General features: G+C 43.5%; 12 protein-coding genes. 8 read left to right on the top strand and 4 right to left on the bottom strand.

What is annotated here, in order from left to right:
* Positions 1-3 precede the first annotated feature (3 nt).
* Positions 4-1,263 (bottom strand): outer membrane protein transport protein, encoded by a 1,260-nt coding sequence (locus tag L3V33_RS02530; RefSeq protein ID WP_237288896.1) that lies wholly within the window; start codon positions 1,261-1,263, stop codon positions 4-6.
* Between the two features lie 356 nt (positions 1,264-1,619).
* On the opposite strand from L3V33_RS02530, the gene L3V33_RS02525 reads away from it, so the two are divergent.
* Positions 1,620-2,702: a site-2 protease family protein gene (locus tag L3V33_RS02525; RefSeq protein ID WP_237288895.1), complete on the top strand. Its 1,083-nt coding sequence runs from the start codon at positions 1,620-1,622 to the stop codon at positions 2,700-2,702.
* 85 nt (positions 2,703-2,787) lie between these two features.
* On the opposite strand, the gene L3V33_RS02520 is transcribed toward L3V33_RS02525, so the two are convergent.
* Positions 2,788-3,576 (bottom strand): M48 family metallopeptidase, encoded by a 789-nt coding sequence (locus L3V33_RS02520; RefSeq protein WP_065206097.1) that lies wholly within the window; start codon positions 3,574-3,576, stop codon positions 2,788-2,790.
* Between the two features lie 188 nt (positions 3,577-3,764).
* Between L3V33_RS02520 and L3V33_RS02515 the strand changes: the two genes are divergently transcribed.
* The 5 genes from L3V33_RS02515 to L3V33_RS02495 all read left to right on the top strand — a co-directional run bounded on the left by L3V33_RS02515 (position 3,765) and on the right by L3V33_RS02495 (position 7,577).
* Positions 3,765-4,190 (top strand): hotdog fold thioesterase, encoded by a 426-nt coding sequence (locus tag L3V33_RS02515; RefSeq protein ID WP_004730936.1) that lies wholly within the window; start codon positions 3,765-3,767, stop codon positions 4,188-4,190.
* Between the two features lie 77 nt (positions 4,191-4,267).
* Entirely contained in the window at positions 4,268-4,501 is a 234-nt protein-coding gene (locus L3V33_RS02510) for a DUF3389 domain-containing protein (RefSeq protein WP_004730938.1), read from the top strand.
* 154 nt (positions 4,502-4,655) lie between these two features.
* Positions 4,656-6,347 (top strand): SgrR family transcriptional regulator, encoded by a 1,692-nt coding sequence (locus L3V33_RS02505; protein ID WP_017079218.1) that lies wholly within the window; start codon positions 4,656-4,658, stop codon positions 6,345-6,347.
* 48 nt (positions 6,348-6,395) lie between these two features.
* On the top strand, positions 6,396-7,304 hold the full coding sequence (locus tag L3V33_RS02500) for a DMT family transporter (protein WP_237288894.1): 909 nt from the start codon (positions 6,396-6,398) through the stop codon (positions 7,302-7,304).
* A 21-nt stretch (positions 7,305-7,325) separates the two neighbouring features.
* Positions 7,326-7,577: a hypothetical protein gene (locus L3V33_RS02495; protein WP_017082269.1), complete on the top strand. Its 252-nt coding sequence runs from the start codon at positions 7,326-7,328 to the stop codon at positions 7,575-7,577.
* 93 nt (positions 7,578-7,670) lie between these two features.
* Here the strand turns inward: L3V33_RS02495 and L3V33_RS02490 are convergent, their stop codons facing one another.
* Complete coding sequence (locus L3V33_RS02490) at positions 7,671-8,279, bottom strand: DUF2238 domain-containing protein (RefSeq protein WP_171328587.1); 609 nt, start codon at positions 8,277-8,279, stop codon at positions 7,671-7,673.
* Positions 8,280-8,481: 202 nt separating this feature from the next.
* Between L3V33_RS02490 and L3V33_RS02485 the strand changes: the two genes are divergently transcribed.
* The gene (locus L3V33_RS02485; RefSeq protein WP_004730947.1) at positions 8,482-9,321 is read left to right on the top strand and encodes a 2OG-Fe(II) oxygenase family protein; all 840 of its coding nucleotides are present in this window, start codon (positions 8,482-8,484) and stop codon (positions 9,319-9,321) included.
* A gap of 308 nt (positions 9,322-9,629) precedes the next feature.
* Positions 9,630-10,250: a DNA-J related domain-containing protein gene (locus L3V33_RS02480; protein ID WP_171310524.1), complete on the top strand. Its 621-nt coding sequence runs from the start codon at positions 9,630-9,632 to the stop codon at positions 10,248-10,250.
* Between the two features lie 241 nt (positions 10,251-10,491).
* On the opposite strand, the gene mrdA is transcribed toward L3V33_RS02480, so the two are convergent.
* Entirely contained in the window at positions 10,492-12,390 is a 1,899-nt protein-coding gene (gene mrdA, locus L3V33_RS02475; RefSeq protein ID WP_237288893.1) for a penicillin-binding protein 2, read from the bottom strand.
* Positions 12,391-12,699 lie beyond the last annotated feature (309 nt).

Genomic DNA, 12,699 nt, shown 5'->3' with positions numbered 1-12,699 from the left:
CGTTTAGTTGAAGGTGTAGTTCATTTGAATTGCAGATAGGTAAGCGACTGCATCACCAGAGAATTGAAGTTCCTGATCAAGTTCATTGGTTTCAGTGAAATCACCTTCTTTACTTTGAACAAGAGCGAAACCAGCATCGATTGAAAGGTTAGGGCTGTACTGATAAGTCAAACCTGCGCTGTACCAGAAACGGTCGCTGTCTGGAATACTCAATGTCGCTTCACCAGCTTGCTCGTCATAAGCTAAACCCGCTCTTAAGGTCCATTCTTGGTTTAACTGGTAAGTTGCACCCAGTGAGTAACGGTTATTGTCGTCGTAGTCTTCGGTCTTTTTAAAACACTCGCCATTTGCGCAATCTGAACTCGTCGCTTTAAGCTCTTTAAAGCTACTCCATCCAGTTTGTTGCCAGCCGTAGTGAATTGCCCATTGGTCGGTCAATTGGTGGAAAGCTGAAATTTCAATAATTGAAGGCAACGTGATTTTTAGACGGCCTGTTGTTGTCGTAGCACTACCTTGCACGATGCTGCCCGTGTAATCAGTAAAGTCACCATCATCAAAGTCGAGGTCTACCTCTGAACGATAAGCGATAGAGAATCGGTTGTTTTCATTCAGTTCATATAACGCGCCTACGTTCCAACCAAATGCAAATGTTTCACCTGTCATGCTGATCAGTTTTGTAGAGGCAGAGTCACCAGTAATGTTAGAGATAGAGCCTTGGTGACGATTAAGTTCAGCTTCTGCGTAAACGAGATTTGCACCCGCACCGACACTAAATTGATCATTAATACGATAAGCGACATTAGGGTTTACGTTTACTGATATAAGTGAAGTATCACCAGCAAGATCACCCGCATAAATATCATCTGGGTAATCGGTAGCAACTCCATAGTTAGAGAACATACCGATACCCCAAGCCCATTTATCGTTGATTGGGCTGATGTAGTAAGCAGCAGGAACGACTTGCAGTGGTGCTACGTCTTTGGATACTTGGCTCTGTCCGCCTGAACCTGGAACATTGTTTTGAGTAATATCCACCTCTGGATCAACGATAGAAACCGCGCCTGAAAATTGGGCTGTATCAAATAGGGTCATTGCGGCGGGGTTTCTCGCTAGTACACTCGCGTTATCAGCTACAGCACCTTCACCTGAAAATGCACGACCAAGACCTGAGGCAGAGTGCTCAGCAACTTGGAAACCAGCCGCAAGTGAATTACATGCAAATAGCACAGAAAGTGAAACGAGAGAGCGTTGTATTGTTTTCATCCTTGACCCTCCTAGGGCATCAAATCTCATTCTTATTGTTGAAAACACACTGAGCGTTGTTGGTGTTTAAGCTCTAATGTAAATGGCATGTTAAATTCATGTTTAATATAAAGTCAAAGAATGAGTTGTCATTTTGTGAAGTAATATTTTTAAGGGGCGGCACTCTAACACTAATAATATAACTACAATCAATGATTTATGGGTGGTTGGAGGTGTGACCAGAATGTTTATGTTAGGTGCTGGTATAAATAGTGTTCAACTGCTCAATATGTAACAACTTTGTTTATGTTTACCGTTAATCGCTAAATCGGCATAATATCGGTTCATATTGATAGTCATTAAATTGGAATTAAAGTTTGGAATTACTCGCGATAGAGTTTCTTGGAAAACCACTTCGTTTAGAGGGGTCAATGGCAGGGTGGCAACAGTTGTATTGGGACAATACTTTGGTGTCCCAATTAGATGCAACCACAGATCAAGATGACGCTCGAACTCATGCATTTACTTTGCGCGCAGGTGAAGAAACGTTGCAGTGTCACGTTGAGGCGGTCGTTCAGTGGCAACCGTTTGAGATGACCTATAAAGCGACCGTGAATGGCCAAACCGTTACCGAAGGCAATCGAAACACCAAAGATATCGAGCAACAAACCCCGGTTGTCGCACCAAAACCAGAGAAGCGTTTTAGCTTAATCGGGTTAGTTTCGCTGGGAATGAAAGCCCTCAAGAGTGCCAAGTTAATCAAGGTGGTACTTGCCTCTGCGAGTTTAGCGGCTTATTCGTGGCTATTTTCAATTCAGTTCGCTTTAGCCTTGATCGCTTGTTTAATGTTCCATGAATATGGCCACATTAGAGCTATGAAATACTTTGGAATGAAGACCAAGGGTATCTATTTAATACCGTTCCTTGGTGGCTTGGCGTTATCCGACGAAAAGATCAATACGCGCTGGCAAGATGTGGTTATCTCGATCATGGGACCATTGTTTGGCTTGATATTGTCGTTGATATTTATGGTGTTGTATTGGGCGACTGGCGAGATGTTCTTTGCCGGGCTTGCGGTATTTAATGCCTTGTTAAACCTGTTCAATCTACTGCCGATTTTGCCTCTTGATGGCGGTCATGTACTAAAAAGTATCAGTTTCTCGATGAACAGTGTACTTGGTATTGTCCTGTGTGTTGCGGCAGCTATTGCTGGCGTGGTACTGAGTTATCAGTTGAATTTGACCCTGTTTGGCTTCTTATTGATTATGGGCAGCGTGGAAATACTCTTCGAATGGAAAGGGCGTCACCACAGTCACTTGTTGCCATTAGACAAATACGGTCAAGTCGTGTCGTTTGTTTGGTATGTAGGTCTAGTGAGTAGTTTGATCGGTGTTATCTGGTATTTTGCATCTACGGGTGATCAGCTATTAAGCCTACCATTGCAAATTCTTGGTACTTAACAAGAATCAAAAACAAAAAAATGCCCTAACCAATACGGATAGGGCATTTTTGTATTCGAAGTTTAGCGTCTAAACGAATGTTAGATTACGCTTTGCAATTTGGTCTTAGTGAACCCGAACTAGGTAACGTTTTTATCGTCGCCTGTAGATCTTTGATACGCGTACTGTGGGAAGGGTGCGTAGACAGCAATTCTGGCGGTTGGCTACCACCTGATGCTTTCGCCATGTTTTGCCACAAGTCGACGCTCTGTTTAGGATCGAACCCTGCCTGAGCCATATATTCTAAACCAACAACATCGGCTTCTGATTCCTGAGTTCGGCCATACGGTAGAATAACCCCGTATTGAACACCTAAACCTAGGGCAGCCATTGTCATTCCTTGGTACTGTTTGTATTCTGATGCGCCTAACGCAACACTGGTAATGGATAAACCAGTATTAGCGATTTGAGACTGAGATAGACGCTCATTACTGTGGTCAGCGAGAACGTGAGCCACTTCGTGTCCGATAACCGTTGCGAGTTGGTCTTGATTGACCGCTACCTTAAGTAACCCTGTGTACACGCCAATTTTGCCACCCGGCAAAGCAAAGGCATTCACTTGGTCACTATCAAAAACAACAACTTCCCATTCACTAAAGCCTTGTTTTGGAATATGTTGAGTAATGCTATTTGCAACGCACTGTACATAAGCGTTCGTTTTCGCGTCTTTACTTATTGGCTGTTCTTTCTTCATTTGTTCAAAAGATTGCGCCCCAAGTTGAGACATGTCTTGATCAGAAAAAAGCAGTAATTGGTTTCTTCCTGTCGGGGAAGCGCTACATGCGGTTAGGCCTGCAAGTGTGAGAAGCGAGGCAAACTTCATCCATGACGTCATACAATATCCTCTGTGTATTCGGTTTTTATGCATGTTAACATCAACTTGCGTAATAACTAAGAGCTGTAAGATAAGTATTGTATTTAAAAACATTGTTATCGTTAAGATCACTATTAACGATAATGAAGCTATTCACTTACTAATAAAGCGATTCACGCACTAATAAAGTCAATAATTAAGGAACCCATATGAGTATTTGGAAAAAGCCCGTTGACCTAGATACCTTCAACGCGACCTCAAAAAATACCTTAATTGAGCACCTCAACATTGTTTACACAGAGGTAAACGATAATTCCTTAGTGGCAACCATGCCGGTTTGTCATTTTACGCACCAACCACTAGGCATGCTTCATGGCGGCGCATCGGTTGTGCTAGCTGAAACGCTTGGCTCATTGGCGGCTAATTTCTGCGTACCAGAAGGCTACTATTGCGTTGGCTTAGATATCAACGCGAATCACGTAAGATCAATGCGTGAAGGCCATGTTATCGGTACGGCTGAACCTATTCACCTGGGTGTCTCTACCCAAGTATGGCAAATCAATATCACTGACGAGCGTCAACGCTTAGTGTGTACGAGTCGATTAACGATTGCCGTGAAGAAACATAAGCGATAATAGAGTAGGAAGCAGTTAACTGTGTACTATTTAGAATAATAGTAATTTGTATTTAAAAGAAGTAGCTAGAGAAACCGATGGTCATAACGTTTAAAAGTGGAAAAGTTATCGCAACCGCACATGAGCTGGTTGTTCGTTTAGATGGTGAACATAGAGTCACGCTGCAAGCCCAAGTTGATGCGATTCAATTAATTGGAAAAGGGGCAAATGTCATTTCGGCGAATGGCTCTGAGTGCAAGTGGTCAATTAAATTAGATAATGAACAACAGCTTCGTGACATCGCCAATGAAATCGGCTGCGATGTGATGTAACCGTATGCTGCAAAAGTACTTAGCCATTCTGTTTGAATAACATCTTGGGACGTCATACCCAATAATTCGCAATAAAAACACGTCAGTAAGATTGATTTTACGTCTTAAAATAGGGAAACTGAATTCAATGTCCTTTGAATAAGTTTTCCTCTTTATGAGCAGCCCAAGACTTCGCGTTCAATTTGAAACCCTGTTTGAATACTTCGATGGTAAAGATTCTGATGTTCAGCTCGATGACATAACAGATGTACTCTGTTGTACCCGTCGTAATGCAAGAATGGTACTCAACAAACTTGAAGAACAAGGCTGGGTAGAGTGGCTACCGGCGGCTGGCCGAGGTAAGTTATCTCAACTTATCTTTAAGCAGAATCGTTGCGATGTCAGTGAAAACTTAGCGAGGCGGTACTTACAGGAAGGTAAAATTGGTCAGGCGCTGTCAGTGCTTGACCACAATGCTGCCAAGCTTACTCAGGTTATTCAAAACTATTTGGGTGTGCAATATCAAGAAGGTGAGCAGGTCATTCGTTTGCCTTATTACCGACCGCTCTCAATGCTTAACCCGACAAAATCGATGCGACGTTCAGAGCAGCATATTGCCTGCCAAGTCTTCAGTGGGTTAACGCGATTGGATGAAAATGATCAGTTACAACCCGATCTTGCTCATTCATGGCAAAAAATCAGTGACTATCAATGGCGATTCTTCTTGAGGCCGGGTGTTCGTTTTCATAACGGGGAGCCTCTATTAACGAATCATGTTGTCGACACGCTTCTTGCGCTCGAACCACTCAATTTGTTCTCGCATATTAAAGATGTCTCTTCACCCGCAAATTGCGTGGTCGATGTCTTCTTAACACGCCCAGATAAGTATTTCCCACTCGCGCTCACGGAATCGGTCGCTAAGGTCACTTTACCGATGATTTTACGTGGCGAAGACTACGATATTCGACCAATTGGTACGGGGCCGTATCGCATTGAAAAGAACGATGAGAAGCAACTCGTACTAACGGCTTTCAACGGATACTTTGGTTTCAGGCCGTTGATTGATCGCGTTGAGGTTTGGGTGGTTGATGAAGCGTATTCCTCTATGGTTTACCCAAGCCTTTCGAAACCGGTAATGGCCGACCGTGGTGATAGTGATGAAGTAGAGCTTGATCCCGGTTGTACGTATTTACTATTGAATAGAAAGAAGGGCATCGCACAAGATCCCGCATGGGCGGAGTTTTTGTCTAACGCATTGAATGCAGCTGATCTGTTTGTTCATATCCCAAAAGAGACCGTCATCGATTTGGGCGTTCTACACGCCTATGGGATAAAACCTGGCTGGTATGACATAAAGTTAAACACGCCAGTCTGTCCACCAGCAAATGCGAAACCAACCATTAGATTGGCGTACCAATGCCAACACCCGATGTTCCCAACACTTGCCAAAGCGATTGTCACCGTGTTGAAGCAATATAATGTCGATGTTGAGCTTATCGGTTACGAAACTGATCCTCCACACGCCGATAATGTTGATATTTGGATTAATCCAATGGGTATCGCTAACAACAGAGACGATGCATTGGCCGGCTGGTTGATGGATTACAGTTTTCTTGATGAATCTAGCCCAGCTGAAGATTTCGACCAATGGTGTCACATGATTGATCGTTGGCGTTCGGGAGAATTCGAGCAATTCCCAGCACGACAGTTAGGTAAACAACTGGTGCAAAGCAATCAGTTAATTCCGATGTTCCACTGTTGGTTGGGCGTTAACAAAGATCAATGTGGTACGTTGCAGAACGCAAAGTGTAATGCATTAGGTTGGTTCGACTTTAGTCAAGTTTGGGTGAAGCCTGACGTTGATTGAAAACCAAGAACACTTATTAGGACCAAATAACTCAATTAGGACAACACGATGCAAACTGTGATGGTTACATTTATTACGCTGGTGGCCTTTGCTGCTAATTCAGTTTTGTGTCGCTGGGCTTTAATGGATCAAACGATTGATCCTTTGAGCTTTTCGATCGTGCGCATCTTGTCTGGTGCGCTTACACTTCTGATTTTATTCACTTTATCTTCCCAACCTAAGCATAAACAGGAGTTAGCAAACAACAGCACATCGGTATATACAAAGCTAAAGTCACAGTTTCAATTCACATCAATATTGTCACTGCTTGTGTATATGTTTGGCTTTTCATTCGCCTACTTAAAGCTTGGCGCAGGTCTCGGTGCGCTGGTGCTGTTTGTCGCAGTACAATTTACGATGATTGCCGCGCACTTGTTCTCTGGAAACAGAATATCATTACTTGAGTGGGGCGGATGTTTGTTATCTGTGGCAGGGCTTGTTTACTTGTTAATGCCAACTGAATCGACACAGGCACCAGACTTAGTTTCTATCATCTTGATGTCTCTGGCAGGAGTTGGGTGGGGTATTTACACATTGGCAGGAAAGAAATCTTTAAACGCACTGCAATCGACGACCGCTAACTTTGGATTTAGCTCGCTAGTTATCCTTGCAGGTTTAAGCCCTCTAGTTGTAATACCTAATGCAATGCCTCAAGTCTCTATCACTGAGCAAGGTTTGATTTACGCGGTTATATCGGGCTCAGTGGCTTCTGGTGTGGGTTATAGTTTGTGGTATTACGTGGTGAAAAAGCTGAATACAGTGGTCGCATCCATTGCACAGCTTTCTGTGCCGGTTATCGCGACACTCGGTGGTGTCTTGTTACTCTCCGAGCCGGTCACCATGCAATTTATTATCTCATCGACCGTTATTTTACTCGGGATAAGCTTGGTTCTTGTCGCACCTAAACTTAAGAAATAAAGAGTTCAATCATTAACTTCTATGGCTAAACCAAACAAGAAACAACCAACCAAAACGGTTCAGATTTTCTGTGCGAAATGCAAAACGCAACTTTTTAAGTATCGGAAAGGTGGCAAAGGTGCCCTCGTGAAGTGTTTTAAGGAACGTATTGTTGAAGATTTCACTAAAGAGCCATGTGTGTGCCCTGAATGTGGGATTGAATTCGCGCGAGATACCTTGGTTCGAGGTACGCCAGCCTACAAGTTTGTGGGTGGCAAGGTGACTATGAAGTAGAAAAGAACAAATGCCACGACACAGTTTCTGTGTCGTGGCATTTAAATCGACTTATTAGCTTATAATCAAGAAGTTGAGCGGGCTATCCACGAACTATTGAGCTCTAACTCGCCCTTGAAGTTTCAGAAGTAATAGCGAGACAATAGCACCCGTTGTATCACACAGCATGTCTTTCTGCGCATCCCAAATATCACCTTGTGAACCGAGGAATGCGATGCCTTCATCACCACCTGCAATCTCCGCGTACCACCACTCAATAATCTCATAACCTGCGGCAACACTCATGATGGCAAATAAAGCAAAGAAACAAGCTAATGCAGGTTGAGCCAATTTCTTACGAATCAAATACTCGGCGAGCGGGTAAGCGTAGAGACCAATCGAAAAGTGCGCCACGCGGTCAAAGTTATTACGCTCAGATCCAATCAGGTTATTAAACCAATCAAAGGGGACTTCAGCGAAAGTGTACTTAGCGCCAATCGTATGCAGAACCAACCAGATGAACATTAAAACGTAAGCCGTCTTTGAAAAGGTGAGCTTGGTGGATAGCCACCAGATACCTACTAATATCGCTAGAGCAGGAACAATTTCGGCAATCCATACTGCTCTTGAAGAGGGAGCAAACGCTGAAAATAGAAACACAATCAGATAAAGCGTCGTTAATGAAAGCAATGGTCGATTTTGAGCAAGTGGCGTAATTGTCATATCGAGATCTCTCGTCGAAGTTTTTAATAGTGTTACACAATACTGAACAGTGTTCAATTGAGCTCTAGTACCCATATTTGTTGAAAACTGGCGTTATCGCCCAGTATCTAGACAAACGGTTGCGAGAGTTTCACAAAAGTTTGATTTACAACAAAGCGATCCTTAAAATCGCTTTATCACTACATAACAAGAAAGAAAAGTCATGAAACTGGAAACTGTCGATTACCTTGCTGACGACGCAGCAGAACAATTTGTTCGCTCTCTACGTGAAACTGGTTTTGGTGTTCTTAAGAACCATCCAATCCCAAAAGAGCTTGTTGAGTCTATTTACGAAAACTGGTACCAATTCTTCATCTCTGAAGAGAAAGAAAACTTCCACTTTAATGTTGAAACACAAGATGGATATTTTCCACCATCAGTGTCTGAAGTTGCTAAGGGCCACACTGTAAAAGACATCAAAGAGTACTTTCACGTATACCCTTGGGGCCAAATTCCTGAGCAGCTGAAAGAACAGATTCTAGATTACTATCAACGCGCGAATGCTTTTGCTCAAGAGCTTCTAGGATGGGTTGAAGCTCATGCTCCTAAAGAAGTACAAGAGAAGTTCTCTATCGCGTTGTCTGAAATGATCAACGGCAGTGAGCAGACTCTGCTTCGTGTTCTTCACTACCCACCGATGCAAGGTGACGAAGAGCCAGGCGCTATCCGTGCAGCAGCACACGAAGACATCAACTTACTGACTGTTCTTCCTGCAGCAAACGAGCCGGGCCTTCAAGTTAAAGCTCAAAACGACGAGTGGTTAGATGTTCCATGTGACTTCGGCAACATGATCATCAACATTGGTGACATGCTTCAAGAGGCATCGGGTGGTTACTTTCCATCGACAACTCACCGTGTAATCAATCCATCAGGTGAACGCCAAGAAAAGTCTCGAATTTCTTTGCCTCTTTTCTTGCACCCGAAACCAGAAGTGGTTTTGTCTGAGAAGTACACGGCAAACGAGTACCTAATGGAACGTCTAAGAGAGCTTGGCGTTATCTAATTAGCGAAATATGTCGTGCTAAAATTGGTATAGATATCAAAGGTCAGCTAAATTGCTGACCTTTTTTGTACCTGTACTTCAGGATCACTTCTGCATTGATGGCAGTTGCACTCACTTAATGACTTTCAGTTTCATGATGAAAGGGTGCCTTTGAGCCAAGCGTTTGAAAGTTGTTGGTCCATTAGCTCGACAAATCACAGAAAATCGCTTTCAATTAAAAGAGATACGCCAATGGTTATGATGTAGGTTGCTCATTGTATCCAATGCCCTAGTCATCCATTAATACAGAAAATCTAACTGAGTCCACTATGTCGAATCATCAAGAGGTGAGAGCAAACTTTCATTGCCATATGGAGAACCCATTGCTTTGGCCGATTATGGAAGTGCTCAAGCAAAAGCCAAGCGGCTGGAAAGTACACACATTGGCGGCTCATCTTAACGACCTTGGGTTTGTGCCGGTGCTAGACCCAGCACCTGAGAAAGAGTTGTTTAAAAAGAACTTCCTCATCATGAATGCGCTTTATCAGCTTCAAGAAACCTTACACCCTGATGGTTGGCTACAAGTCCAAGCGATGGATATTGAATTGATGAATGGTCGTTATCACGGAAGCAGTCACAGCATCGATCATCAAGACCCACTGCGAGAATACTACATTAATTGGATTAACTATGAAGCGGACGAGGGCGAAGTCAAAAGGCTGCTGAACGAGTTCTGGACTCGGTACAGAAAGTTTGTCGGTGGCGATGAACTCGATATGGATAGAAGCCGAGCGTTAAACTTGTTTGAGTTACCGTTGGACGCGACTCACCATGAGATTAGAAAGCGCTGGCGACAATTGGCTTTGCGCTGGCATCCAGATCGGGACGAGGGAAATACGGCGAAATTCCAGACGCTCTGTGAAGCATGGAATGTATTACGAGGCTCGTAATCGAAAGTAACTCTTATTGCGCGGTTTATTGACTCTTAGGAGAGAAATTTAGGCCCTAATATATAAAATTGAAAAGCCCCACATTGTGAGTGGCACAAGTGGGGCTTTGTCGTCATTAAGCTATGTTCTGTAACTATATTATGTTTTGTAAATACGTTATGTGTTGCTTTTACATTATTCGCTGTTTCTACACTATGTGTTGCAACTAGATTAAGTGTCGTTACTACTTCATTTAATGGTGCTACGACTGGTCTTTGCTTTCACCACTTTTATGCTCAAATGCATAATCGAGTACTTTACGGATATATGGCGCGCCGACTTTTGAGCCACCGTTACCGTGTTCAATGACCACCGTCGCGACGTATTCAGGGTGCTCATAAGGTGCAAAGGCCGTGTAAAGCGCATGGTCGAGTAAATGCTTAGCCAACTTCTTCGAGTTGTAGACTTGATCTTTCGCAAGATCAAAGACTTGTGCCGTACCTGATTTTCCGCCGCTAGTGTAGTTGGTTCCCTTAAATGCACGCCTGCCGCTACCTCGACTGCCGTGGTTTACCAGTCTCATTGCATTGATGGGTACATCCCATATTTTGTCAGGGACTTCAGTGATAGATGGCATAGGTTCAGGTTTAACGAGTTGTTGTGTGTCAAAGTCCTCACCATGATCCAAGATTGCTCTCAGGATATGAGGTGGCATCACCTTTCCATGATTGACCAACACTGAAGTCGCTTTGGCAAGTTGCATTGGTGTCGATGTCCAATAACCCTGACCAATACCAATAGGGACTGTGTCACCTTGATACCAAGGGGTACGATAGCGCATCATCTTCCATTCTCGAGTTGGCATATTGGCGGTACTCTCTTCATAGATATCGATACCTGTAGGTTCACCAAAACCAAAGCGATTCATCCAGCTTGAGATACGGTCAATGCCCAAGTCAAAAGCGGTTTGATAGAAGAACGAATCCACTGACTCTTCAATGGCTTGAGTAACGTCGACAGGGCCGTGACCCCAGCGTTTCCAGTCTCGCCATGATTTAGAGCTACGCTTAGAACCAGGGATTTGCCATGAACCGTGATCATCACGAATCGTATCCTCAGAGATGACATGCTCTTGCAAGCCAGCTACTGCCATAAATGGTTTGATGGTAGATGCCGGAGGATAAACGCCGAGAGTAGTGCGGTTTACCAATGGGTGAGCAGGATCATTCAATAAACGCTGATAGTTCTTGCTAGAAATACCGTCGACAAAGAGGTTCGGGTCGTAGCTGGGGCTTGATGCCATTGCAAGTACACTGTTGTCTTTCGGGTCCAGAACGACTGCGCTGCCTGTTCGGTGATCAAGCTGGTCGAATACGTATTTTTGTAGTTCGAGATCGATATTTAATACGATATCTTTTCCTGCTACTGGAGCTACATACTCAATGGTGCGGACGACTCGCCCACGGCTGTTTACTTCAACTTCTTGATAACCTTTGGTGCCGTGCAAAATGTCTTCGTAATAGCGTTCGACACCAAGCTTACCGATAATGGTCGTCGCTTGATAATTCGCTTCGATGCCTTTTTCTTCTAGTCTCTTAAGATCGCTATCATTGATGTGTGCGACATATCCTAAGACATGGGTAAGTACCTCTCCATTTGGATAAAATCGTTTCAAGCTGGTATCGATCGATAAGCCGGGGAATTGGTACTGGTGCACTGAGAACTTAGCAATTTCTTCTTCGCTTAGGTTCTCTAGTATCGTGACAGATTTGAAACGGCGAGTGTTGTGATAACGCTTTTTGAAACGAGCAATCTGCTCAGCCTCTCGCGGGATGTATTTGTCCAACTTGGTAAGCATTGCATCGACATCATCAGTTTGCTCTGGAATCATCGTCAGATTAAAGACAAGTTCATTCTCGGCGAGCAACACACCATTGCGGTCGTAAATGAGCCCGCGAGTTGGGGGAATAGGTAATACTTTGATTCTGTTGCCGTCGGCACGAGTTTGATAGCTTTCAAAATTTTCGACTTGAAGTCGGTAAAGGTTGCCGACTAAGACAAGAGTGAACAGCAAGATCCCACAAAACGCAACGGTTACACGGTTTTTGAACAGATTTACTTCTTTTTTATGGTCACGCATCTTAACGCGTTTATGATTCATTGAAGCCTCAAGGGTTTGTTACATTTAGTTACACCTATCGAGTCGGAACTTTATATGAATATCGCCATAGTTTTGTAAAAGCTGTGTCATGATTTTTAGGATAAGCACAATATTGGTGGGTTTTATCGCTAAACAAGAAAAGTGAGGCAGGAGACGGTCTTAAGGCTGTATACCAATCGTAGTAAATAACTGGTCACCCTAGCTTGTTAAAAACCTCGACAATTTCGTTAGAATTTTTGATTATAGAATAACTACTTATCGAAAATCCTGCCTTGTTCTCAAGCTTTTTTCCTACGCTATTTTTGATCA

The organism is Vibrio sp. A2-1 (assembly GCF_021728355.1).
Taxonomy (GTDB): Bacteria; Pseudomonadota; Gammaproteobacteria; order Enterobacterales; family Vibrionaceae; genus Vibrio; species Vibrio splendidus_K.
The sequence above is the reverse complement of the archived record's forward strand: the minus strand, read 5'-3'. Positions and strand labels throughout refer to the sequence as shown.